This window comes from Brevibacterium sp. XM4083, assembly GCF_006489205.2.
Lineage (GTDB): Bacteria > Actinomycetota > Actinomycetes > Actinomycetales > Brevibacteriaceae > Brevibacterium.
In genome coordinates this window covers 215,160-238,117 of sequence record NZ_VFYR02000006.1, presented here as the reverse complement: position 1 = coordinate 238,117, position 22,958 = coordinate 215,160, and the positions used below count along the sequence as shown (strand labels likewise).

The following is a 22,958-nucleotide window of genomic DNA, read 5'->3' as shown; positions in this document are numbered from 1 at the left end:
CCCAGTTTTTCAATGTATCTATCGTGGGAAGTTGGGATACTTCGATCGGGCGCTGCTCGTCTACGGTCGCGGCGGCCAGGAGTGCGTGCGCTGCGGCGGCGAGATCGTCAAGCTCACCGTCGGCGGACGCGGCACCCACTTCTGCCCCACCTGCCAGAAGGTGCCGCGGTACCGGTGAGCTGACGTGCGCTCACCTCACGGCAGGGGGAGGTTCACGATCGACGACCGTCCGCCTCGGCGTCGGGATCATCGGGCTCGTGCCCGATCGGCGGGGAAGCGTCCCCGCCCTTCCCGACCCCGGTCCGGGCCCGGCCGGCCCCCACACGGTCCGAACCGTCTGAGCCGTCCGACCCGTCCCCGTCGGTCGGGACGTGACTGAGCTCCGAGGTCGCCAGACCGAAGGCCTGACCGTCGTACTCGTTGACGCCGGTGGCCACGGACTGGTCGAGCAGGTGGGTCGCGAGCTCCCGTTGGATGACCAGCGGATCCTGACAGAGGTCCTTCCACAGCGCGACGCAGAGGAGGAGCATGACGATGACGAACGGCAGCGCGGAGACGATCGTAATGTTCTTCAGCCCGTTGAGCGCCTCGGCGGGGTCACTGCCCCCGGCCAGGAGCATGACGGCGGCCACCGCACCCGTCGCGACACCCCAGAAGATGACGAGCCGCCGGCCCGGCTCGAGCGCACCGTTGGCCGAGAGCGTGCCCATGACGATCGACGCGGAGTCGGCACCGGTGACGAAGAAGATCGCGATGAGGATGACGGTGACGATCATGAGGATGATCGCGATGAGATTGGGCAGGGGAAGCGCGCCGAGGAGGTCGAAGAGGATCGTGTCCATCTTGATGTCCGGTTCACCGTCGACGATGCTCGCGAGCGCCCTGACCGTGCCCTCACCGCGTTCCGCGCGCTCCTGGATGCCGATGGCACCGCCGCCGAAGATCGCGAACCAGATCGTCGAGACGACCGAGGGGACGATGAGGACGCCGGTGACGAACTGGCGCACGGTCCTACCGCGGGAGATGCGGGCGATGAAGAGGCCGACGAAGGGCGACCACGAGATCCACCATGCCCAGTAGAAGACCGTCCACGACGAGAGCCATTCGTTGACGCCGACTCCGTTCGCTGCCGTCCGCGAGGCCATCTGCGGCAGATCCTCGATGAACGACCCGACGGCGGAGGGGACGACGTTGAGGATGAACTGGGTCGGCCCGCCGATGAAGACGATGAGGGCGACGATGACGGCGAGGACCATATTGATGTTCGACAGCCACTGGATGCCCTTCTCCACCCCGGAGACCGCCGAGGCGACGAACGCCGCGGTGAGGATCGCGATGATGATGACGAGGATCGGGGAGGAGACGTGGGGGAGGATGCCGGCCGTCTCGATGCCGCCGCCGATCTGGATCGCGCCGAGCCCGAGCGAGCACGCGGAGCCGAAGAGGGTGGCGAGGATCGCGAGGATGTTGATGATCTTCCCGCCGATGCCGTTGACGACGTGCTCACCGAAGAGCGGGGTGAACATCGAGGAGAAGAGCTGCGAGCGTCCGAGCCGGAACGACCCGTAGGCGACGCCGAGGCCGACGATCGCGTACATCGCCCACGGGTAGAGGGTCCAGTGGAAGAGCGTCGTGCCCATGGCTGTGCCCATCGCCTCGGCGGTCGATCCGTCGACGGTCGCCGGTGGGGGAGACATGTAGAAGAAGAGGGGCTCGCCCACACCGGAGAAGACGAGGCCGATGCCCATGCCGGTCGCGAACATCATCGCGATCCACGAGGAGGTCCGGAACTCCGGGGTCTCGCCGTCCTTGCCGAGCGGGATCCGGCCGAAGCGGCTGACGGCGACGACGATGACGAAGATCGTGAACACGGTGGCGGCGATGACGAAGAGCCACCCGAAGTTGTCCATCACCCCGGTCAGCGCGGCACCGGCGACGACGCCGAGGCTCTCAGGAGAGATGAACCCCCAGACGACGAAGGCGACGGCGATGAAGCCGGCGGTGAAGAAGACGGTCTTGTCGAGTCCGATCCGGCGCAGATAGCGCTTCTTCGTCGGCGGGTTCTGCAGATGGGTGATGAGTTCGCGGGTCCTGTCGAAGCCGTTCGTCGCTGAGGTGGTCGTGGACTCGTCGGGGGAATCGCTCATGGGTTCGGTTGCCGCGACTGCGCCTCTGTGCGGCGATCCTTCCTTGGTCTCGACGGCGGTGGAGCTTATGCAGGCGGCACCGGATAGGCGACGTGAGAGGCAGACTACCAAAATGTGTGACGTGGGCAACAGGGTGAGCGGGGCGATGCCCGCAATCCCGCTATGCTTAAGGGCACGATGCATCTCAAAAGCCTGACCCTGCGCGGATTCAAATCCTTCGCCTCGGCCACGACCCTGAAGTTCGAGCCGGGCATCACCTGCGTCGTCGGACCCAACGGATCAGGCAAGTCCAACGTCGTCGACGCGCTGTCCTGGGTGATGGGCGAACAAGGCGCGAAGAACCTGCGCGGCGGGAAGATGGACGACGTCATCTTCGCCGGCACCTCGAAGCGCCAGGCCCTCGGCCGCGCCGAGGTGACCCTGACCATCGACAACTCCGACGGAGCCATCCCCGTCGACTACACCGAGGTGACGATCTCCCGCACCCTCTTCCGCACCGGTGGCAGTGAATACGCCGTCAACGGGGCACCCGCCCGCCTCCTCGACATCCAGGAGCTCCTCAACGACTCCGGCCTCGGCAAGGAGATGCACGTCATCGTCGGCCAGGGCCGCCTCGACGCGATCCTCCATGCCGACCCCATCGAGCGCCGCAGCTTCATCGAGGAGGCCGCCGGCGTCCTCAAGCACCGCCGCCGCAAGGACAAGGCCGTCCGCAAGCTCACCGGCCTGCAGACGAACCTCGACCGCCTCGGCGATCTGCGCACCGAACTCAACCGGCAGCTCGGACCGCTCGGACGCCAAGCCCAGGCCGCCGCCCGGGCCGCCACCGTCCAGGCCACCCTTCGCGATTCCACCGCCCGGCTGCTGGCCGACGATGCCGTGCGCCTCCAGGCCTCCCTTTTCGCCGCCTCCGACGGGGGTGGCGACCACACCGAGCGGATCGCCGACCTCGAAGCCCGCCGCACGCAGACGGAATCCCGGCTGAACGAGATCGAGACCCGCCTGACCACCGTCGAGGGCGACCTCGAAGCGATGCGAACCGCGGAGTCCCGCACCCAGACCCAGGCCGTGCGCGCCAGCGGCCTGGCCAGCCGCGCCGGAGACAAGCGCGCCCACCTCCTCTCCGAGGTCACGAGCCTCGGCCGCCGGGAGGGACGCTCACCCGCCGAGCTGCGCAGCCAGGCCGACGGCATCAGGGACGAACTCGGCGCCGCCGAGGAGGCCGTCACCGAATCGACGACCGCTCTCGAGGCCGCGAACACCCGCAAGGAGGAGCTCACCGCGGCCCTGCGGGAGGCCGAGGCCGAGGTGAAGTCCGCGCAGATCGCCATCACCGAGGCGGTGAAGAACCGCTCGACCCTCCACTCCCGCCAGGAGCAGGCACAGGCCCGCATCACCGACCTCGAATCCCGGATCGAAGCCGGGCGCACCGAGATCACGACGATCGAAGCCCGCCTCGCCGACCGCCGTGAGGCCCTCACCGTGGCCGAAGACGCGGTCGAGAACGTCGAAGAGGGCGAGAGCACCCTCGATGAGACCTACGAGACGGCGAAGGCCGCCCAGACCGCGCTCGAAGACGCACTCGCCGAGCAGAAGGCCAGGCGCGCCGACGCGAGCTCGGAGCTCGCCTCTGCCCGGGCCCGAGCGGAGGCGCTCGCCCTGGGCACCGCGCTCGAGGCCGACCTCGACGACATCGTCTCCTCCGGACTGCCCGGCGTACGGACCGCCGTGACCGAGCGGCTGACCGTGACCACCGGCTATGAGATGGCCGTGGCCGCCGCCCTGTCGACGACGGTCAGCGGCGTCATCGTCGACTCCCCGCAGGCCGCGCTCACGGTGCTCGACCACCTCGGCGAAGACACGAACGTGTCCCTGACGATCCCGACGGGACCCCGCCCCGAACCCGACGGTGCGCCGGGGCTCGCTGAGGCGACCGCCTCGGCGGGGGGATCCGGCAAGGGTGGAGACCAAGCACCGGAGGCGACGCGCCTCGCCGACGTCGTCGGTGCCGACGATCCCGACCTCGAGGGGCTCGTCAAGTCCGCCCTCTCCTCCGTCGTCTGCACTCCGGATGCGGCCGCCGCGCTCGCCGTCGTCGACGCGCACCCGCAGCTCACCGCAGTCACCGTCCACGGCGAGGTCATCACCTCGACCAGGGTGAGCCGGACCCGCACCGCCTCGGGCACGAGGCTCGCCTCCCAGACGGCGCTCGCCGAGACCGAGGAGACGATCGCCGGCCTCGAGGCGACCGTGGCCGGACTCGACGCGGAGATCACCGCCACCGAAGCCGAACTCGCCGAGGCGAAGCCCGTCACCGCCGCAGCGCTCGAGGCCCTCCACTCCTCGGACGCGCAGATCATGGCCGCCGCCGAGGAGGTCTCCCGCATCGCTGGGGAGATCAGCGCCGACGAGACCCGGCTGGCCTGGGCCGCCGACAACGACGCAGAACTCCACCGCCGACTCGCCGCCTCCCGGCAGGAGGCCGACGCCGCCGAGGCGGCACTGGCCGGAGCCGAGGACGTCGACGAGGTCGTCGACACCACCCGCCGCGACGACCTCAGCCGGCAGGTCTCCCAGACCTCTGAGGACGTCATCGAGACCCGCATCGCGCACAAGTCCGCGACCGACCGGGCGCGGTTCCTCCGCGACCGCGTCGACTCCCTGCTGCGCCAGGCCACCGCCGAGGAGGCGGCCCGCGAACAGGCCCAGCGGACGATCGCCCGCAAGACCACCGCAGCCGCCTCGGCGCAGGCGATCGCCGAAGTCGCCGAGGAGGCGGCGGCGCTGGCGACCGCCACGGTGGCCGAGCTCGGGGAGTCCATCGAGGTCCTCGTCACCGAGCGCGCGGGCCTGCGGGAGGAGAAGGGCCGCCTCGGCGAGGAGCTGAGCACGACGCGGAAGGAACTCGGCAGGCTCAAGGACGCCGCCGCCGAAGCCGAACTCGCGAAGGAGAGGTACAGGCTCAAGCTCGAGGAGATCGAGCACCGCGCCGAACAGGAGACGGGGCTCTCGATCGAGCGCCTCATCGAGGCCTACGGCCCCGACACCCCCGTTCCCGGGTTCGAAGACGGCGAGGAGGAGCGGCCCTACGTCCGCGCCGAGGTCGAGAAGCGGCACAAGGAGGCGACGAAGCAGCTCAACCGGATCGGCACAGTCAACCCGCTCGCGCTCGAGGAGTACGAAGCGCTCAAGGAGCGCCACCAGTTCCTCGAGAAGCAGATCGCCGACATCGAATCCTCCCGCAAGGACCTCATGCAGCTCGTCGAGGAGGTCGACCGTCACGTCGAACGCGTCTTCGCCGAGGCCTACGCCGACACCGCGCGCGAATTCGAGGACATCTTCTCCCGTCTCTTCCCCGGCGGTGAGGGACGATTGAGCCTTACCGACCCCGACGACATGCTCACCACCGGCGTCGACGTCCACGCCCGGCCCGCGGGGAAGAAGGTCAAGCGGCTGTCGCTGCTCTCCGGCGGGGAGCGCTCGCTCGTGGCCGTGGCCATGCTCGTCGCGATCTTCAAGGCCCGGCCGAGTCCGTTCTACGTCATGGACGAGGTCGAGGCCGCCCTCGACGACCTCAACCTCTCCCGCCTGCTCACGGTGTTCCGGGAGCTGCAGGACTCGAGCCAGCTCATCGTCATCACCCACCAGAAGCGGACGATGGAGATCGCCGACGCCCTCTACGGGGTGACGATGCACGGCGACGGGGTCTCGAAGGTGATCTCCCAGCGGATCCCCTCCCAGTCCGAGCAGTCCGCGCCAGCAGGTCACTGACGCCTCGTCGGAGGCTCCGAACCGGAGATGCTCAGGGGAGTCCCAGGGAATTCTCCAGCAGCCACACGACCCCGGATCGCTCATGCCCTGTGCAGGGACTATAGACTTGTCGGACGAAGGAGCACTGTCGGAGAACATGAGGAGCGGGACGTCCATGGCCGAGTCGGCTGAACCACGGGGTGACTGCCCGGCATGAATGCAGTTCTCGTCGTCATCGTCGGCCTCGCCATCTCCTTCGCCCTCGCCCTCGTCGTCGTCCTCCTCGTCGCCCTCCCCGGGCTGCGGGCGGAAGGCCGCCTGAAGTACTCCTCTGACGTGCAGCGGTTCCGTCTGCCGGGCCAGTGGACCGGCTACGACGACGAAGTCCACGAGTTCTTCGGTCACGACGACGGCACCTCCCACCTCGCCACGCGCGAGCAGGCGGCCGTCACCGCGATCCGCGACCACTCCTATGTGCTCCGGCCCCAGCCGCGCCGCCATGCGGCCCCGTCGCTGCTCACGGTCAGGCCGCGCACCCGCCACTGGAAGATCCCCGAATCGGGCACCGGCTGGCGCACCACCGCCGGTCTGCTCTTCAGCTCCCGCGGCACCTGAGACCACACCTCACCGCCGTGGGCACTGTCCTGCCCTCGCGCGGTCCAGCCCGTGGCACAGTCACGGGGCCCAGACCGTAACGCGTTACGGTGCACAAGACAGCAGACCAAGGAGGACGTCCCGCAATGGACCAGCCGATCATCCTGCTCATCGTCGCAGCCATCGTCTTCATCCTCGTCGTGGCGCTGGGCATCAGCCTGCGCATCAACGCCCGACGCAAGGGGCTCGGCGAGGACCGGTCGATCGACGCCGACTTCACCGGCGAGCTCTCGATCGATGAGATCTCCGAGACCGTCACGAAGGAGAGGGAGAAAGCCGCCGGCTCCGAGGTTCCCACCGAACCGGCGAGCCGCCTCGTCCGGCTGCGCGAGAGGCTCGCGAAGTCGAACTCCGGCCTCGGCCGTGGTCTGCTCAACCTCCTCTCCCGCGACACCCTCGACGAGGCGACGTGGGAGGAGATCGAGGACACCCTCATCCTCGCCGACGTCGGCGTCGAACCGACCGCCGAACTCGTCGACACCCTGCGCGAGCGGGTCAAGGTGCTCGGCACCCGCGACCCCGAGGAGGTCAGGGGACTGCTGCGCGAGGAGCTCGTCAAGCTCGTCGACCCGACGATGGACCGCGAGCTCGCGACTGCGCACACCGCCGGCGACCCGGCCGTCATGCTCGTCGTCGGCGTCAACGGCGCCGGGAAGACGACGACCGTGGGCAAGATCGCCCGCGTCCTCGTCGCCGAGGACAAGTCCGTCCTCCTCGGTGCCGCCGACACGTTCCGTGCGGCCGCCGCCGAGCAGCTGACGACGTGGGGCTCGCGTGTCGGCGTCGAGACCGTCCGCGGCGAGGAGGGTGCCGACCCCGCCTCGGTCGCCTACGCCGCCGTCGAGCAGGGCAAGGCCGAGGACGCCGACGTCGTCCTCATCGACACCGCCGGGCGTCTGCAGAACAAGGTCGGGCTCATGGACGAGCTGCGCAAGGTCAAGCGCGTGGCCACCCGTCCCCTCGGGGAGGGCCACGACATCGACGAGGTCCTCCTCGTCCTCGATGCGACGACCGGTCAGAACGGGATGCAGCAGGCGAAGGTCTTCGCCGAGGCGGTCGACATCACCGGCATCGTGCTCACGAAGCTCGACGGCACCGCGAAGGGCGGCATCGTCATCGCAGTCCAGCGGGAGCTCGGAGTCCCGGTCAAGCTCATCGGCCTCGGCGAGGGAGCCGACGACCTCGCCCCGTTCACGGCCGAGGGCTTCGTCGACGCCCTCCTCGACTGAGGGCCGCGGGCACCCTCGACTGAGGCGGCGACTCTGCCTCTGTCCAGCCGCTGAGACGGCTTTCAGAACGAGTTCGCGACTGCATTCACCACATCTGACCTGGGATTCCACCTCTCCTGAGGTCCGTGTCACATACTCGAAACATAAGCGAATCATTCCTGTGACGTCGCCAGTCGAGACTGGTCTCGTTCGGTTCGAACCGGAGCCGACTGAGACGAATGAGAGACGACGACATGGAACTCGATGCAGTGAATGTGTGGATGATGGTCGCCGCAGGGCTCGTGCTGCTGATGACCCCCGGTGTGGCCTTCTTCTACGGAGGGATGACTCGGATCAGCTCGAGCATCAACATGATGATGATGGTCTTCTCGGCGATGGCCGTCGGGGCGCTGGTCTGGGTGCTCTACGGGTACGGGCTGAGCTCGGGCGAGTCGATCGGCGGCATCGTCGGCAACCCGCTCAGCCAGATCGGCCTCTCCGGCGCGGTGGCGGGTGAACCTGAGACGCTCATCTCGATCGGCTTCGGTGCGACCTTCGCAATGATCGCGATCGCCCTCATCGCCGGAGCCGTGGCCGACCGGGCGAAGTTCTCCACCTGGCTCGTCTTCGCCGCCCTCTGGGTCACCTTCGTCTACTGCCCGCTCGCCTTCATGGTCTGGGGTGATGGGATACTCACCGCCGACGGCGCGATCGGCAGCGTCTTCGGTGCCGCGATCGACTTCGCCGGAGGCACCGTCGTCCACATCAACGCCGGCATCTCCGCCCTCGTCCTCGTCGTCGTCATGGGCCGCCGGGTCCGCTACTCGACGCCGCACAAGCCGCACAACATCCCCATCACCGTCCTCGGCGCAGCACTGCTGTGGTTCGGCTGGTTCGGGTTCAACGGCGGCGCCGCCTCGACGATCGAGCAGGCCGGGCTCATCTGGGTCAACACCCTCGTCGCTCCTGCCGCCGGCATGATCACGTGGATCACCATCGAACGTCTGCGCGCCTCGCGTCCGAGCAGCATCGGCAGCGTCTCGGGCCTCATCGCCGGTCTCGTCGCGATCACCCCGGCCTGCGCCGACGTCGAACCCTACGCCGCGATCCTCATCGGCGTCGCCGCCGGCGCCGGAGCCTACTTTGCGGTCGTCGCGAAGAACCGCCTGCGCTACGACGACGCGCTCGACGTCGTCGCCGTCCACCTCGTCGCCGGCATCATCGGCACGGTGATGATCGGGTTCTTCGCGATCCCCACCGAGGAGACCGCGGCCGGACTCTTCTACGGCGGGGGCTTCGGACTCCTCGTCGCCCAGATCGTCGCCTGCCTCGTCGCCCTCGTCTACGCCGGAGCCGTCACCCTCGTCATCTCGCTCGTGCTGCGGAAGACCATGGGACTGCGGATCGATCCGCGCGACGAACTCGACGGCATCGACACCATCGAACACGCGGAGCGGGCCTACTCCTTCCGCTGACCCGAGACTCCCGTCAGGGGGCCGGTCGGTCTCGCCGGCCGCCTCGACGGGGGAGTACGCCGGAGTGCTCACAGACCACCCCACCCGAGGTCCCAGCAGACGACTCGGGTGGGGTGCTCTGGCGTCGGGGAAGGGGGCCGCGGGATTCGGAGCCTCCCAGGCGGAGTTGTTAGTCTAGAGAGTCGACCATTGCATACGAAGAAGGCTTGCACGTGTTCAACTCCCTCTCCGACAGGCTCACCGCGACGTTCAAGAATCTCCGCGGCAAGGGCAGGCTCTCGGAAGCCGATGTCGATGCCACTATCCGCGAGATCCGCCGCGCGCTCCTCGACGCCGACGTGGCGCTGCCCGTCGTCCGCGCGTTCACGGGGCGGATCCGCGAACGGGCGCTGTCGGAAGAGGTCTCGGGTGCCCTCAACCCGGGTCAGCAGGTCGTCAAGATCGTCAATGAGGAACTCGTCGGCATCCTCGGCGGACAGACGCGGCGGCTGACCTTCGCCAAGCGCCCGCCGACGGTGATCATGCTCGCCGGCCTCCAGGGTGCCGGCAAGACGACGCTCGCGGGCAAGCTCGCTCACTGGCTCAAGTCCGAGGGCCACCGCCCGATGCTCGTCGCCGCCGACCTCCAGCGGCCCAATGCGGTGGGCCAGCTCCAGATCGTCGGTGAGCGTGCCGGTGCCGTCGTCTACGCGCCCGAACCGGGCAACGGCGTCGGCGACCCGGTCAAGGTCGCCACCGACGCCATCGACGTCGCAAAGTCGAAGCTCCACGATGTCGTCATCGTCGACACCGCAGGCCGCCTCGGCATCGACGAGGAGCTCATGCAGCAGGCCGCGGACATCCGCGCGGCGGTCAACCCCGACGAGGTCCTCTTCGTCATCGACGCGATGATCGGTCAGGACGCCGTGACGACCGCCGAGGCGTTCCTTCAGGGCGTCGACTTCACCGGTGTCGTGCTCTCGAAGCTCGACGGCGACTCCCGCGGTGGTGCCGCGCTCTCGGTCGCCGAGGTGACCGGCAAGCCGATCATGTTCGCCTCGACCGGTGAGTCGATGACCGACTTCGAGCCGTTCCACCCCGACCGGATGGCCGACCGCATCCTCGACATGGGCGACATCCTCACCCTCATCGAGCAGGCCGAGAAGAACTTCGACGAGAAGGAGACCGCGAAGCTCCAGAAGAAGTTCGAGTCCGGCGAGGACTTCGACCTCAACGACTTCCTCACCCAGATGGCCGGTCTGCGGAAGATGGGCTCGATGAAGAAGATGCTCGGCATGATGCCGGGCATGAGCCAGTACAAGGACCAGATCGAGAACTTCGACGAGCGCGAGGTCGACCGGGTCGAGGCGATCGTGAGATCGATGACACCGTACGAGCGCAGCAACCCGAAGGTCCTCAACGGATCACGTCGCGCCCGCATCGCCAAGGGCGCCGGCACCACGGTGACCGCGGTCAACCAGCTCATGGAGCGCTTCACGCAGGCGCAGAAGCTCATGCGCGGCATGGGCCGCGGCGGCGGTATGCCGGGGATGCCCGGGATGGGCGGCATGCCCGGAATGGGCGGACTGCCCGGTGGGGGAGGCCCCAACCGGAAGAAGAAGGCCGCGGGGAAGAAGAAGGGCCGCAAGGCCGGCCAGTCGGGCAACCCGGCCAAGCGCGCCGAGCAGGCCCAGGCCGCCCAGGACCGGAAGGCGGGGAAGACGAAGGACCCGGTCGGTTCCGCGTTCGGCGGCGTCGACCTCGGCGGGGATGAGGACTTCGATCTCGCGAAGCTGCCGAAGGGATTCGGCGGCATGTTCCCAGGTGGAAAGAAGTAGCCCTTTCTGGCACAATGATCTCTTGTACTTTCGCCTCGGCGCGGGCCCTCTCTTCTGCCTCGAGTCGATAGTCCAGGTCGCAGACTCCGCCACGTCAACCCCACGACTGTGCGGTGCCTCTGTGCAAACAGAACACAAAAGGAGACACCACTACAGTGGCAGTCAAGATTCGTCTGACCCGCATCGGCAAGGTCCATGCACCCTTCTACCGTGTCGTCGTCGCCGACTCGCGCACCCGTCGCGACGGTCGCGCGATCGAGGAGATCGGCATCTACCAGCCGCTGAGCGACCCCTCGGTCATCAAGATCGACTCGGAGCGCGCGCAGTACTGGCTCTCCGTCGGCGCCCAGCCGACCGACCAGGTCCGCAACCTCCTCAAGCTGACCGGCGACTGGCAGAAGTTCACCGGTGAGGGCGAAGCCGTCAACACCGTCAAGCCGCAGCCGGAGAAGGAAGCCTACGTCGCTCCCAACGCCGACTCGGTGATCAAGGAAGCCATCACCCAGAAGGGCTCCGGCAAGGCCGACGCCGCTGAGGTCGAGGCTGAGGACACCGCCGCCGACGACGTCGCCAAGGCCGTCGAGGCCGAGGACGCCGCTCAGGCCGAAGCCGCTGAGGACAACGCCTGACATGTTGGCTGATTCGCTCGAACACCTGGTCCGCGGCATCGTCGATCATCCCGACGACGTCGCAGTTCGGTCCCGGTCGTCCCAGCGTGGGACGACGCTCGAGGTCCGGGTTCACCCCGACGACCTCGGACGTGTCATCGGCCGCGCGGGTCGCACCGCGAAGGCCCTGCGCACCGTGATCAACTCCCTCGCCGGCCGTGAGTCGGTGCGGGTGGACCTCATCGAGGCGTAGACCAACCACCGCGAAGGGGACGTCGGCCGCGTGCCGGACGTCCCCTTCGTGCATTCACCGCCGAGGTGGGGCCTGGGTCGGTGCCGACGCAACCGCTCGGTCTGAGTCCGCATGGTACGGATCGATCCATGCCATGCGGATCGGAACCGAGCGGGTGCAGCCGCAGAGGGTCCCGGCCGGAGAACTACACTGAGTGCTGAACGAGCACTCGCACACGACAAGGAGCACGCATGGACTTGGTGGTCGCCCGGCTGGGCAAACCGCACGGCATCAGAGGCGAATTCACCGTCGAGGTCCGCACCGACCGGCCCGACGAGCGGCTCGTGCCCGGGATGACCTATGCGACCGACCCGGACATCGGCGAACTCACGCTCACGTCCGCCCGCTGGCACCGCGACCGCCTGCTCCTCGCCTTCGACGAGGTCCCCGACCGCACGCGTGCCGAGGAGATCCGCAACACGTTGCTCCTCGCCGAGCAGGACGACGACGCCGACGACGAGGAAGCATGGCTCCTCGACGACCTCATCGGACTCAAGGCCTTCGTCGGCGATGAGCAGGTCGGCGAGATCGTCGACGTCACCAACGGCACCGCCCAGGACCTCCTCCACCTCAGGCACACCGACGGCCACGAGGTCCTCATCCCGTTCGTTACCGAGATCGTCCCCGAGGTCGACACCGACGCCGGACGCATCGCGCTCACCCCGCCGGCCGGCCTCCTCGACGCCGAGTGAGCCCGGGCATGCGCATCGACGTCGTCTCGATCTTCCCCGCCTACCTCGAGGGGCTCAAGCTCTCCCTCATCGGCAAGGCCATCGAACAGGGACTCCTCGACCTCACCGTCCACGACCTCCGCGACTTCACCTTCGACCGCCACCGCACCGTCGACGACTCGCCCTACGGGGGCGGGGCCGGGATGGTGATGAAGGCCGAGCCGTGGGCACTCGCGCTCGAGCACATCCTCGGCGAAGGGACGGGGGAGGCGACGAAGCCGATCCTCATCGTCCCGAGTCCCGCAGGTGAGGTCTTCGATCAGCGGATCGCGGAGGAGCTCGCGCACACCGAGCACCTCACGTTCGCGTGCGGACGCTACGAGGGCATCGACCAGCGCGTCCTCGACTGGGCGGGGGAGTCCTTCGAGGTGCGGCCGATGAGCATCGGCGACTACGTCCTCAACGGCGGCGAGGTCGCCTCGATGGTGATGATCGAAGCGGTCAGCCGGCTCATCCCCGGCGTCATCGGCAACCCCGAGTCCCTGACCGAAGAGAGCCACGAGGACGGCCTCCTCGAATACCCGATCTTCACCAAGCCCGCCACCTGGCGCGGCCACGACGTCCCGGAGATCCTGCTCAGCGGCAACCATGCCGCGATCGCCCGGTGGCGACGTGACCGACGTCTCGAACGCACCGCCGAGGTCAGGCCGGACCTGCTCACAGGCCTCGGTGACCTCGACGCCCGGGACCGGGAGGTCCTCGATCGGTTTGAGTCCGGGGACGGAACCGTGACAGAATAGATCGTCGCGTTTGTTGGCATCCACCTGCTTCAGGGGGATGGGTGCCCGAATCGCCCGCCGGATGGACTCCGGCGGCCAGGGGAGCGATCCCGGCAGACGAATCCGATCACCGGTCAGACCGGTCCGATATGCGTGTCCTCGACCTGAAGCAGAGGCCACAGGAGAAGCACTATGCAGAAGCTCGATGTTGTCGATGCAGCCTCGCTGAAGTCCGACGTCCCCGATTTCCGCCCAGGTGACACCCTCAACGTCCACGTCCGCGTGGTCGAGGGCAGCCGTTCGCGTATCCAGGTCTTCAAGGGCGTCGTCATCCGTCGCCAGGGCGACGGCGTTCGCGAGACGTTCACCGTTCGCAAGATCAGCTTCGGCGTCGGAGTCGAGCGCACCCTCCCGGTGCACTCGCCGATCGTCGAGCAGATCGAGGTCCTCTCCCGCGGCGACGTCCGCCGCGCGAAGCTCTACTACCTCCGCAACCTCCGCGGCAAGGCTGCTCGCATCCGCGAAAAGGCCTGATGACCGTCCGGCTCAGCGCCGCACGGACACGACATGCCGCAGCATGACGAGAACGCGACCTCCGGGTCGCGTTTTCGCATTTCCGGGATGGGGCGAGGAGGCGCGCGCGAAGGCGGCGCGTCCTCGTCCCGCCGCCTCTCGCCCACGGTGTGGAAGGTCCTCGCCGCCATCGCCGTCGTCATCGTCGTCCTCGGCGCCTCGGTGCGCGGCTTCGTCATCCAGCGCTTCACCATCCCCAGTGAGTCGATGCAGCCGACCCTCATGGCCGGCGACACGATCTCCGTGTGGCGCCCCGATGCGCTGGGCGGTCGGATCGACCGTGGCGACATCGTCGTCTTCGACGGACGCGGCTCCTTCGTCGACGACGCCCTGCCCACCCCGCTGCAGAAGATCGGCTCGTGGGTCGGCGTCGGTCCCCGCGACGTCTTCTTCGTCAAACGCGTCATCGCCCTCGGCGGGGACACCGTCGAATGCTGCGATGCGCAGGGCCGACTGCTCCTCAACGGCGAACCCCTGAACGAGGAGTACGCGCCGCTGCCCGCCTCGGCGACCGAATTCTCCACCCGGATCCCCCAAGGCACCATGTGGGTGATGGGCGACAACCGGAACGACTCCGCCGATTCCCGGGCGCTGCTCGGGCGCCCCGGCGGCGGCTTCATCCCCGTCGACCGCGTCATCGGCCCGGTCATCGGTCACGGCTCCAGCATCGACTGATACGCTCGTTCCAGCCACCCCGCGCCGGTCGCGGACCCATGCGAAAGCGAACGAATGACCACCGAACCTCAGCCCTCCCCGCCCAAGTCGAAGAAGCTCCTGCGCGGCCTTGCCGAGACCGTGGTCATCATCATCATCGCCCTCCTCATCTCCACCGCGCTGAAGACCTGGGTGGTCCGATCGTTCTACATTCCCTCCGGCTCGATGATGGACACCCTGCAGATCGACGACCGGGTCCTCGTCAACCAGCTCGCCCCCAAGTTCGGCCCGGCCAACCGCGGTGACATCATCGTCTTCGACGATCCCGACGACTGGCTCACCGACGCCGAGGTGTCCGCCTACCAGCCCAACCCCGTCCTCGAATTCCTCGGCCTCGCCCCCTCCGACGCGGGCAACCAGCTCGTCAAACGCGTCATCGGGGTCGGCGGGGACACCGTCGAATGCTGCGACGCCCAGGGGAGGATCCTCGTCAACGGCACCCCCATCGAGGAGACGTATCTGCCGCCGGACACTGCGCCCTCCGATATGGAGTTCTCCGTCACCGTGCCCGAAGGCTCCTACTGGGTGATGGGCGACAACCGGAGCAACTCCGCCGATTCGCGCTACCACCAGGACACCCAGCCGTTCGTTCCCGCCGAGAACGTCGTCGGCACCGTGTTCTTCGTCAACTGGCCGCTCAGTCACGTCCGGTGGGTCTCCACCCCCAAGGACGTCTTCGCAGACGTGCCCGATCCGCAGGGAATCACTGTCAGCTGATGACCGGACGAGGACTGCACGACCTCGGCGTCGAACGCGCACTCGCCGCCGAGGGGTATGAGATCGTCATCGGCGTCGACGAGGTGGGACGCGGAGCGCTCGCCGGACCGGTGAGCGTCGGCGTCGCCGTCTTCGAACTCGGCCCCCTGTGCGTCGCCGACGTGCCCGAGGGCATCCACGACTCCAAACAGCTCGACGGTCCCTCCCGGTCGGCGGCGACCGCTCGCGTCCAGGCATGGGCGCACGCCTCGGCCGTCGGATCGACCCTGCCTGCCGAGATCGACGCCCTCGGGATGACCATGGCCCTCAACCTCGCGGCTCGGCGGGCACTCGAGGGTGCGCTCGGCACAGCGTCCGGCGGCCCGGGTGCGGGTGCGTCGTCGCGACCGACGATGATCCTCCTCGACGGCAAGCACGACTGGCTCTCGGCTCCACTCACGCTCGACTGCCTGGGGATATTCGGGCCCGCCGCCGACATGGAGCTGCCGCCCGTGCGCACCGTGATCAAGGGCGACGGCAGCGTTCCCGTCATCGCGGCGGCGAGTATCGTGGCGAAAGTGCACCGCGACGAAACGATGATCAGCCTCGCCGAGGCGCACCCGCAGTATGGTTGGGAGTCGAACGTCGGATACGGAACCGTTCACCACCGGCAGGCCATCGCCGAGCACGGACCGAGCCTCCACCACCGGATGAGCTTCCGGCTGCACCCCGAGAACGACGCGAAGAGAGGAACGACGTGAGCACAGACGATCTCGACGACTACGAGGCCCAGCTCGAACTCCAGCTCTACAAGGAGTACCGCGATGTCGTCGGTCTCTTCGCCTACGTCGTCGAGACCGAACGCCGCTTCTACCTCGCCAACCACGTCGACCTCAAAGCGCACAACGACGCCGGCGACGTCTACTTCGAGCTCACCCTGCGCGATGCCTGGGTGTGGGACAGCTACCGGTCGGCCAGGTTCATCAAGATGGTCCACGTGCTCACGTTCAAGGACGTCAACATCGAGGAGATCGCCAAGTCCGACCTCGAGCCGCCGACCTCGATCGGTCGCTGAGCCGCCGCTGAACGGAATGCCGTCGGCGACGATGCTGACGGCCCTGACTCGTGCGTGATCCGGGTGTGGAGCGTCGCGCACTCATGTGCTCACGGCCTGTGGAGGCTCAACCGCTGTCCACAGGCCGTTCTCTGATGCTTTCGGACGACCACGTGCTGTGGTGGCCTGGACAGCATGGCACGGACGACGAAGACAGGACGGACTGCGCGGCCGGCGGACACCCCGACCCGCGGTGACCGTCAGCTCGCCCTGGGCCGGACGGGTGAGGACCTCGCCGTCGCCCGCCTCGAGGCCGAGGGCATGGTCGTCCTCGGCCGCAACGTCCGGTGCCGCGAGGGAGAGATCGACATCATCGCCCGCGACGGAGCGACCATCGTCTTCGTCGAGGTCAAGACCCGCCGCACGATGCGGCAGGGCTCACCGCTCGAAGCGATCACGCCGGTGAAGCTGCGTCGGATCAGGATGCTCTCGGGACTGTGGCTGCGCGCGCAGGCCGAGTTCTACCCTGCGACACGCATCGACGCGATCGGCATCGTCATGTCACCGCGCCCGACCGTCACCCATGTGCGCAATGTGCAGGTCGATGCATGAGCGAACAGCTGCACATCGTCGATGACCCAGGGGATGACTGCGATGCTGTCGACGCCGACTGGAGCCCCGACGGCGACGAACCATTGGGAGTCGAGGACGCGAGGAGTGGCGAGACGACACCGGAGAAGACCGTCGTCGGGCGGGCCGCCGCCGTCGCCCTCTGGGGGCTGGCCGGAAAGATCGTCTCGATCGAAGCCGTCGTCAGCGCAGGTCTTCCCGGCATCGACATCGTCGGCCTTCCCGACGCCTCGGTGAGCGAATCGCGCAAGCGGCTGCGTGCGGCGCTCGCCTTCCTCGGCATCCCGGTCGCCACCCAGCATCTGACGATCAACCTCACCCCGGGCAGTGTGCCGAAGATCGGCACCGGCTTCGATCTCGGCATCGCCGTCGCCGTGCTCAAGGCCCGCGGGATCATCAGCTCCGCCGAGACCGAGGCGGTCATCCACTGTGGGGAACTCGGCCTCGACGGCCGCATCCGACCGGTGAGCGGCGTGCTGCCGAGCCTCCATTGCGGCCTGCTCGCCGGCTTCGACCGATTCGTCGTCCCCGCCGGCAACCGGGCGGAGGCCGCGCTCATCGGAGACGTCGATGTCCTCGCGGTGTCCTCGCTGGCCGAACTCGTCAACGCCTACGGCGGCAGCCTCGCCGTCCCCGCCCTGCCTCCGGTCGTCGAGGCTCCCGGACCGGGAGCGCATCCGACCGAACTCCACGACCTCGCCGAGGTGCAGGGGCAGGAGGAGGCTCGGTTCGGGCTCGAGGTCGCCGCCGCGGGCGGTCACAACCTCCTCATGCGCGGAACTCCGGGCGCGGGTAAGACCCTCCTCGCTCAGTGCCTGCCCGGGATCCTCCCACCGCTCGACGACGCCCAGGCCCTCGAAGTCGCCGCGGTGCGCTCTCTGCGCGGGGAGCTCGTGCCCGGTGAGGAGCTCGATCACCGGCCGCCGTTCGAGGCACCCCATCACCGGAGCACCGCCTCGGCGCTCGTGGGAGGCAGGAAGCCCGGCACGGTCGGCATCCTCAGCAAAGCCCATCGGGGTGTCCTCTTCATGGACGAGGCACGCAATGGAAAGCACACCTCCTTAGCCAAGGAGGTCACTGATGAGTGCCACAGGCAAGAAACCAGGAAGCAACGCACGGCCCGCTCGGTCAACGCGGAGCGTGGTCTACCCCGCGTTCGCGAGGACTGGGCCGGAGGTACCAGCGGAGGGCACGAAGCCGATCTATCTGTACCTGCGGCTGTCGAAGTATCACAAGGACAAGGCGGACGCGATCGAGCGTCAGCGGATCGACCTGGCTCGGAAGCTCGCCCTGGAGGGCGGCTGGACGATCATGGGTGAGTACATCGATAACGACTCGGCCAGCTCGTCAGCGGAGCGCACGCGGAAGGGGTGGCGCCAGTTGAACCAGGACATCAAGGCCGCACGGGTTCCTGCGGTCGCGTTCTGGAAGCTTGATCGCACGAACCGGATCGCGTCGCAGTGCATCGAGTGGATCGGCACCTGCCAGCAGAGTGGGGTGTATCTCGTCTCGCACCAGGACAGCGCCGACGAACTGAACACGGCAACCGCCGGAGCGAAGCTCGTCACCGGCATCAAAGCCCTTCTTGCCGAGGTCGAGACGGACTCGATGAGTGAACGGCAGCTGGCCTCGAAGCGTCACCTGGCCGAGGCTGGTTTTCATCACGGTGGCACGGTGCCACTGGGCTGGATGGCCGGACCGCGGATCACGGACGAGTTCGGGCGCACGGGCGTGCGGCTGATACCGCATCCGGTGGAGCACCGGGCGTTGAAGGACGCCGTGGACATGGTCTTGGCAGGAAAGAGCCTCGCTCAGATTGCCGGGTACTGGTCCGATCAGTACGGGATCACCACGGCACAGGGCGCGTACGTCTACGAGGCGACGGTCTATCGTTCGCTGGTCTCTCCCCGGATGGCGGGTTACCGAATGCGCCAAGTTCCGGACCATCAGCGTGGCGTGAAGATCGACTTGCTCGACTACATTGCCCGCGATGCGACCGGTGAGCCGGTGATCTCCCAGGAGCCCGTCTGCGACCGAGCCACCTGGCTGCGGGTGCGACGGCTGTTGGAGCAGGCGAAGACATCGAAGACACGCCGACCGTGGGGGTCGCACCAGTGGTTGCTGACGGGCTTGGTGTTCTGTCAGTGCGGCGAGCGCCTGTACGGGCATCAGAAGTTCCGCACGAACGCCGCCGGAGAACGCCACGACGCGTTCGCCTACCGGTGCATGGCGAACAAGAAGCGCGGGCCAGGCAACTGCTCCGGCGGATGCACGATCGACTCCACCAAAGGTGAAGCGTATGTGCTGGGCTGGTTCTTCTCGCAGATCAACGATGACGCCCTGGCGAAGGCACGTGCACTTCGACGTGCCACTCGTGCGGATGTCGGGGTCAGCGAAGTCGTCGGCCAGCTCGAAGAGGCGAAAGCCGAGCGTGATGCACTGTTGTCCAAGCAGGGCACTGGCGAGTACCGCGGCGCTATGGTCACAGTGCTGCTGTCGCTGATCGACGCCGCGCAACAGCGTGTGGATGCATTGCAACGGAGGTTGGATGCGATGGAACTGGATGAGTTCCCCATCGAGGACGGGCCGATGCTGATTGAGTCGTGGGCGAACCGCACGATCAAGGAGAAGCGTGCGTACCTGCGGCGCCTGATCTACCGGATCGATGCGCTGCCGGGTCGGGCACCCACTGAGCAGCGACTGGTGATCACTCCGGTCGGGTGAGGGCGTCTGCGATGCTCGCCGCGTCGAGCATCGCCGCGACCTCCTCGATCACATCCTGCGAAGCGGGCTGGGTGGTGCGCCGGGTCACTCCGGCGCACCACCCAGCTGTGAACGCCGGATATGCCGTCTCCGGGACCACCGCGGCAATCTCGTCTGTGGACGGTAACTCGGTTGTGGCGTTCACCGGATCTCTCCCGTCTCCGGGTTGGCACCGGCGTAGAAGGCGTCTTCGGCGGCACGGCGTTCGGCGACCTGCGCGGTGACGTAGTCCACGAAGTCCTTGTCGCGGTCGGCAACGAACACGTCCTCGACAGGGTCGGCCGGGTCCTCACCGGGCCATGTCGTCTGCCGAGTCGGCCGGTCGCGATCCAGACGGGTACCGGAGGCAGCGACCCAGTCGCGTAGACGATTGCGGGCATCGGCGAAATCCCGGTGCCATCCAAATGGTGCAGAGCCGTCTTGTTCGGGGTGGTAGGCACACAGCCAGTGCACGTGCAGGGCGGAGAGTTCCCAGACGAGTTCGTCGTGGCGGTGCCACATCGGTGGGATCACGCTCGCCGGCAGCCCGTAGGTGCGGCGCAGTCGCTCGACCCACCGGTTGAGCTCGTACCATTCCGCTTCCAGCTCATCGGCGCGAAGCAGATACCAGTTCACCGGCCCCGGCGGCGCCGGCACGTCCTCCTCATACCCACCACCCGGCGCGTCGCCGTCGGCATCGTCGTCGGCGGTGGCTTCGGCCGGTTCGGCGTCGAGGTCGATGTCCGTATCGAGGTCCGGCTGGACCTCGTCGCCGGTGCCCAGGTGGTCGTTGTTCGGGTCGCTCATGATCGCTCCTCTCACATGCCCATCGCCGGCGACGTGCGTTCGGGCTGCGGTTCAGGCGACCGGAACACCGGTGGATGGCTCGCCTCGGGTGCTGAGCGCTCGGCGGTCTGCCCGGCGGCAGTGGCGGGGGCTTCGCGGTCGGGAGCGCCCCGGCGGGGGCTGCGGTCGACGTCGTAGCGGGTGTAGGCGGTGTCGTGGCCGATGCCGGAGGCGACGAACACCTCGCCTTCGTGTCCGGTCTCCTCGTTCGTGAACGTCTTGACCTTGCCCTGGGCGATGAACCGATCGCCGGGTACGTAGTTGTTCTGGATGCGCTCGATGTTGTCGTTGTAGGCGATGAGCGTGGAGAACGTCTTCCCGAGATCGGTGAAGGTGCCGTCTTCCTGGCGCTGCTTGCGCTCCTGCCCGAACCGGACCTTGACGTACGGGTTGCCGTTGACCGTTTCGAGCTGCTCGGGTTCGGAGGCGATGAATCCCCGGACTGAGGGGCGTGCGTTGATCGACATGACGGATGCTCCTGTTCTGCCTCACCGCGCCGGGCGGGATGCCGGCGTGGGTCAGCCAGGTGCACCCCCGCCTGTCAGCAGGTCGGTCTATTGGTTGCCGCGTTCGAGGAGGCCCTCGATCTCAGCGCGGTCGGTCTTCAACTGGGCGGCATCGGCACGGGCCGGCCAGGCCCGCAGGTCGGTGACGATCGGCGGCGCCGCGCGGAGCAGGGTGACGGCGGTGCCGAACGGCAGACGCCGCAGCCGGTCGGGTGGGAAGATCGCGATCCTGCGCACCGAGCGCTGGTTGGAGCGGGTGCCGTGATCGCCAAGCGTGATCGAGTCGGTGTACTCATCCCGCTCACCGATCAGAGTGCTCAAGTCTTGGAGGTCTTTGGAGTTCGAGGCGCCGCCGAGGATGATCTTCACGATGGAGGCATCCCAGATCGCCGATGCCTGGTTCTCCGACCACCTCTCTCGCGCCTGCGCCAGCGACTGCAACACGGGCATCGTCGTGATCCCCGTGCCGCCGCCTTCGGCCATGAGCGTCGGCAACGACGGCAGAGGTGCCAAGTTCCCGATCTCATCCAGCGCCAACAGCAGCGGTGGATCGAGCCGGGCACCCGGTGAGCGTGCGGCCATGCGGCGGGCGGTCTCGACGAGGTCCTCGACGAACGCCGCGACCAGTGCGGCCGAGGCGCCGGCACCGGCGCCGGTGGCGAGGAGGTAGAGGGTGCCGCGGTCGCGGATGAACGCTTCCGGATCAAACCCCTCCCCGTCCCTCGGGGAGACGGCGTCGAGGACGCGGGGGTCGGCCAGTGCCCCGAGGGCGAGGGAGACGCCTTGCCAGATGGAGTCGCGGGTGCGGGGGTCGGCGTCGATCATCGACTCCAGCGAGTCCGCCCAGCCTTCGGCGGCATCGGCATGGTTGGTGAGGATCGCGACGGCATCGTGGGCGGCGGTGGGATCGAGCGTCCACCGGAACAGCTCAGACGCCGGACGGTGATCCAATGCGGCCGCATGCAGCAGCGTTTGGAGGGCAGATCTGGTCTTGCCTTCCCAGAACCCGCCGGACTCCACCCCACCGGCCGAGAGCCCGGTCGCGGAGGCGAGTCCGGTCGCGCGGATCATCGCGGTGAGCGGGTCCTCGCAGCCGCGCACCGGTGACCAGCGCATCCCGGCCGGGATGCCTTCGGCCAGATGCTGAGGGTCGAAGACCGCGACCGGGCCGGTGCGCTTGCGGGCGCGGAGGGTGGCGGTGAGGTTGTCGGGGCGGGTGGAGGTCGCGATCACCGCGCCGGGCGCGTCGAGGATCGCCGGTATCACGACATGCAAGCCTTTGCCGGAGCGCGGTGGGCCGATCAAGAGGATCGAGTCCTCCACCGAGGCCCAGACTTCCCGCCCCCGGCAGGTCCCGATCCGGTACCCGACATCGGAGGCCGCCGGCTTCTCCAATGACGGGCGCAGGCTCTCGGCGCGTTTGAGCAACGCAGACGCGGAGGCCGTCGTCGTGACTTCGTGGCGGGTCGCGGCGCCGGCGGCGGTGTGCGGGTCGGTCTCGATCTTGTGCGCGTGACGCCGCAGCAGCATCCACACCCAGACACCGCCGATGGCGAGGCCGGCCAGGAGGAGGCCGGCGACGATCCAGTACGCGAGCGGACTCAGCTCGGGCGCATCGAGCGCCTCCCCAGGGTCGCCGGCGTGGAAGAGCACCCCGATCCCCGAAGCAGGACCGGCCGCAGGCTGCCGACTGCCGGTGACGAAGGCGGCGATGGAGCCGGCTGCGCGGAGGATGAGGGCGATCCCGAACAGGCCGATCAGGGCGATCATCGCGACATTGGTCAGCTCATCTCCGA

Annotated in this window: 22 protein-coding genes and 1 pseudogene; 18 read left to right on the top strand and 5 right to left on the bottom strand. The window is 68.0% G+C overall.

Annotated elements, in window-relative coordinates; translation table 11 throughout:
• Positions 1-31: 31 nt before the first annotated feature.
• Positions 32-178, top strand: coding sequence for a zinc finger domain-containing protein (locus tag FJ887_RS17945; RefSeq protein ID WP_119296444.1), 147 nt, complete (start codon positions 32-34; stop codon positions 176-178).
• Between the two features lie 34 nt (positions 179-212).
• On the opposite strand, the gene FJ887_RS17940 is transcribed toward FJ887_RS17945, so the two are convergent.
• A complete protein-coding gene (locus FJ887_RS17940; RefSeq protein ID WP_140954578.1) occupies positions 213-2,147 on the bottom strand; it encodes a BCCT family transporter in 1,935 nt (644 codons plus the stop codon).
• Between the two features lie 177 nt (positions 2,148-2,324).
• On the opposite strand from FJ887_RS17940, the gene smc reads away from it, so the two are divergent.
• The 17 genes and pseudogenes from smc (at position 2,325) to FJ887_RS17855 (ending at position 19,792) form a co-directional block, all read left to right on the top strand.
• Complete coding sequence (gene smc / locus FJ887_RS17935; RefSeq protein WP_140954577.1) at positions 2,325-5,918, top strand: chromosome segregation protein SMC; 3,594 nt, start codon at positions 2,325-2,327, stop codon at positions 5,916-5,918.
• A 192-nt stretch (positions 5,919-6,110) separates the two neighbouring features.
• Complete coding sequence (locus FJ887_RS17930; protein ID WP_009378330.1) at positions 6,111-6,512, top strand: hypothetical protein; 402 nt, start codon at positions 6,111-6,113, stop codon at positions 6,510-6,512.
• 125 nt (positions 6,513-6,637) lie between these two features.
• Positions 6,638-7,780: a signal recognition particle-docking protein FtsY gene (ftsY, locus tag FJ887_RS17925; RefSeq protein ID WP_009378332.1), complete on the top strand. Its 1,143-nt coding sequence runs from the start codon at positions 6,638-6,640 to the stop codon at positions 7,778-7,780.
• 233 nt (positions 7,781-8,013) lie between these two features.
• The gene (locus FJ887_RS17920) at positions 8,014-9,234 is read left to right on the top strand and encodes an ammonium transporter (RefSeq protein ID WP_009378335.1); all 1,221 of its coding nucleotides are present in this window, start codon (positions 8,014-8,016) and stop codon (positions 9,232-9,234) included.
• 212 nt (positions 9,235-9,446) lie between these two features.
• A complete protein-coding gene (gene ffh / locus FJ887_RS17915) occupies positions 9,447-11,051 on the top strand; it encodes a signal recognition particle protein (RefSeq protein ID WP_009378336.1) in 1,605 nt (534 codons plus the stop codon).
• A gap of 155 nt (positions 11,052-11,206) precedes the next feature.
• On the top strand, positions 11,207-11,680 hold the full coding sequence (gene rpsP, locus FJ887_RS17910; protein ID WP_009378337.1) for a 30S ribosomal protein S16: 474 nt from the start codon (positions 11,207-11,209) through the stop codon (positions 11,678-11,680).
• A gap of 1 nt (position 11,681) precedes the next feature.
• Entirely contained in the window at positions 11,682-11,912 is a 231-nt protein-coding gene (locus FJ887_RS17905) for an RNA-binding protein (RefSeq protein WP_009378338.1), read from the top strand.
• Between the two features lie 230 nt (positions 11,913-12,142).
• Positions 12,143-12,643, top strand: coding sequence for a ribosome maturation factor RimM (gene rimM, locus FJ887_RS17900; RefSeq protein WP_140954575.1), 501 nt, complete (start codon positions 12,143-12,145; stop codon positions 12,641-12,643).
• Between the two features lie 8 nt (positions 12,644-12,651).
• Complete coding sequence (gene trmD, locus FJ887_RS17895) at positions 12,652-13,422, top strand: tRNA (guanosine(37)-N1)-methyltransferase TrmD (RefSeq protein ID WP_140954574.1); 771 nt, start codon at positions 12,652-12,654, stop codon at positions 13,420-13,422.
• A 171-nt stretch (positions 13,423-13,593) separates the two neighbouring features.
• On the top strand, positions 13,594-13,935 hold the full coding sequence (rplS, locus tag FJ887_RS17890) for a 50S ribosomal protein L19 (RefSeq protein ID WP_009378341.1): 342 nt from the start codon (positions 13,594-13,596) through the stop codon (positions 13,933-13,935).
• 87 nt (positions 13,936-14,022) lie between these two features.
• A complete protein-coding gene (gene lepB, locus FJ887_RS17885) occupies positions 14,023-14,649 on the top strand; it encodes a signal peptidase I (RefSeq protein WP_250786296.1) in 627 nt (208 codons plus the stop codon).
• A 54-nt stretch (positions 14,650-14,703) separates the two neighbouring features.
• Positions 14,704-15,405 carry a signal peptidase I gene (lepB, locus tag FJ887_RS17880; RefSeq protein ID WP_140954572.1) on the top strand — a complete coding sequence of 234 codons (702 nt, stop codon included), beginning with the start codon at positions 14,704-14,706 and terminating at the stop codon, positions 15,403-15,405.
• The gene (gene rnhB, locus FJ887_RS17875; RefSeq protein WP_140954571.1) at positions 15,405-16,145 is read left to right on the top strand and encodes a ribonuclease HII; all 741 of its coding nucleotides are present in this window, start codon (positions 15,405-15,407) and stop codon (positions 16,143-16,145) included. Before lepB (FJ887_RS17880) ends, rnhB begins: the two co-directional genes overlap by 1 nt.
• Positions 16,142-16,459 (top strand): DUF2469 domain-containing protein, encoded by a 318-nt coding sequence (locus FJ887_RS17870; protein ID WP_009378345.1) that lies wholly within the window; start codon positions 16,142-16,144, stop codon positions 16,457-16,459. The genes rnhB and FJ887_RS17870 overlap by 4 nt, the downstream gene beginning before the upstream one ends.
• A gap of 174 nt (positions 16,460-16,633) precedes the next feature.
• On the top strand, positions 16,634-17,050 hold the full coding sequence (locus tag FJ887_RS17865) for a YraN family protein (RefSeq protein WP_140954570.1): 417 nt from the start codon (positions 16,634-16,636) through the stop codon (positions 17,048-17,050).
• Positions 17,047-18,111 (top strand): annotated as a pseudogene (locus FJ887_RS17860) (ATP-binding protein); the annotation flags it as partial. The gene FJ887_RS17865 and the pseudogene FJ887_RS17860, both read left to right, overlap by 4 nt.
• Positions 18,112-18,148: 37 nt before the next feature.
• Positions 18,149-19,792, top strand: a complete 1,644-nt coding sequence (locus tag FJ887_RS17855) for a recombinase family protein (protein WP_140954569.1) — start codon at positions 18,149-18,151, stop codon at positions 19,790-19,792.
• On the opposite strand, the gene FJ887_RS17850 is transcribed toward FJ887_RS17855, so the two are convergent.
• From FJ887_RS17850 to FJ887_RS17835, 4 genes are all read right to left on the bottom strand, one after another.
• A complete protein-coding gene (locus tag FJ887_RS17850) occupies positions 19,776-19,976 on the bottom strand; it encodes a hypothetical protein (protein WP_140954568.1) in 201 nt (66 codons plus the stop codon). The genes FJ887_RS17855 and FJ887_RS17850 overlap by 17 nt on opposite strands.
• Complete coding sequence (locus FJ887_RS17845) at positions 19,973-20,617, bottom strand: hypothetical protein (protein ID WP_250786295.1); 645 nt, start codon at positions 20,615-20,617, stop codon at positions 19,973-19,975. The genes FJ887_RS17850 and FJ887_RS17845 overlap by 4 nt, the downstream gene beginning before the upstream one ends.
• Before the next feature lie 11 nt (positions 20,618-20,628).
• Positions 20,629-21,123 (bottom strand): single-stranded DNA-binding protein, encoded by a 495-nt coding sequence (locus FJ887_RS17840; protein WP_140954567.1) that lies wholly within the window; start codon positions 21,121-21,123, stop codon positions 20,629-20,631.
• A gap of 87 nt (positions 21,124-21,210) precedes the next feature.
• Positions 21,211-22,932 carry a TraM recognition domain-containing protein gene (locus tag FJ887_RS17835; RefSeq protein WP_284711364.1) on the bottom strand — a complete coding sequence of 574 codons (1,722 nt, stop codon included), beginning with the start codon at positions 22,930-22,932 and terminating at the stop codon, positions 21,211-21,213.
• Between the last annotated feature and the right edge of the window lie 26 nt (positions 22,933-22,958).